This window comes from Pseudarcicella hirudinis (genome assembly GCF_900115665.1).
GTDB lineage: Bacteria > Bacteroidota > Bacteroidia > Cytophagales > Spirosomataceae > Pseudarcicella > Pseudarcicella hirudinis.
The window spans coordinates 1-1,052 of sequence record NZ_FOXH01000036.1 but is presented as its reverse complement, the minus strand read 5'-3'; the positions used below and the strand labels follow the sequence as shown (position 1 = coordinate 1,052).

General features: G+C 37.1%; 2 protein-coding genes. Both read left to right on the top strand.

All coding sequences use genetic code 11. The features are described from left to right. Positions 1-85: 85 nt before the first annotated feature. Positions 86-670 (top strand): P-loop NTPase family protein, encoded by a 585-nt coding sequence (locus tag BM179_RS25020; protein WP_143095328.1) that lies wholly within the window; start codon positions 86-88, stop codon positions 668-670. Further along, positions 657-1,010, top strand: a complete 354-nt coding sequence (locus BM179_RS25015; protein WP_092019882.1) for a hypothetical protein — start codon at positions 657-659, stop codon at positions 1,008-1,010. The genes BM179_RS25020 and BM179_RS25015 overlap by 14 nt, the downstream gene beginning before the upstream one ends. The last annotated feature ends 42 nt before the right edge of the window (positions 1,011-1,052 follow it).

Genomic DNA, 1,052 nt, shown 5'->3' with positions numbered 1-1,052 from the left:
GGCGGTTTGAGACGGGCTGAATCAATTCTACTAATTATGCTGAATGCCAATGATTAAAGCCATAACGCCTCAGAATCTTCTTAAAATGAAACATTCTACATTCAAGTTTGAGGCTCCCTGGTCTTTTGCATTTGGTTCTTCTCCAAGTGATTCTGGATACTGGATGATTTGGGGAAAAGAAAAGAACGGTAAAACATGGTTTGCTCTATTACTCGCTAAATACCTGTCTTTCAAAAAGAGGGTACTTTATATAAGTGGAGAAGAAGGACTAGAAAAAGAATTTGTATCTGCTTGTAGGCGTGCAGGGATTACAGAAAAGTCAAAAAATATTGGTTTTTCTGAATATGTGCCACTTTCAAACCTTGAGCTGCTTCTAAGTAGGCGTAACGCTCCGAAAGTTGTTCTAATCGACAATATCACAGTATTTAAAGACGAGCTGAAGGGGAATGTACTACTTGAATTAAAAGATAAATACCCAGACGTGCTGTTTATATTCCTGGCACATGAAGACAGAAAAGAACCCTATACAGCTCAGGCAAAACTTTGCAGAAGGCTTGCAAAAATTATTGTGCATGTGGAAGGTTTAAAAGCGGTAGTAAGCGGACGGTGTGAAGGAGGTGAGTATCAAATTAATGAAGAAAAAGCAACTCTATTTTATGGACAAGACTAGGATTCAGACGGCTATTGAAGCAACTACAGAAATCAGAAGACAGCTTAATATCAGCAAAGAACAGCTATTCTGGGCGCAAGTGAATTTTGGTTGTGCATTCCTGGAATACTGGTTTCCTGAAGAAGCTTTGAAGATCGCTGTAAATACAAATTTCTGGGACTTGTTCATTATGCAATGGAACTACGATGATGTCCATATCAGGGATGAATTTAAACTTGAATGCAAAGATGATTATTGGAGATTCAAATTTTTATTCTTCAATGATGAAAAAATGTTAAAAACACTTGATGATTTAATGGAATATAAGCATGAAAACAAGCACAAACAAACAACTGCATAGCCTTCTTAATCAAACGGGCTTAATGAGTGAAAAAGAAAGCCT

Excerpts from the sequence above, each read along its gene's own strand:
- BM179_RS25020 (WP_143095328.1), top strand. The coding sequence starts at position 86 with ATGAAACATTCTACATTCAAGTTTGAGGCTCCCTGGTCTTTTGCATTT.
- BM179_RS25015 (WP_092019882.1), top strand. The coding sequence starts at position 657 with ATGGACAAGACTAGGATTCAGACGGCTATTGAAGCAACTACAGAAATC.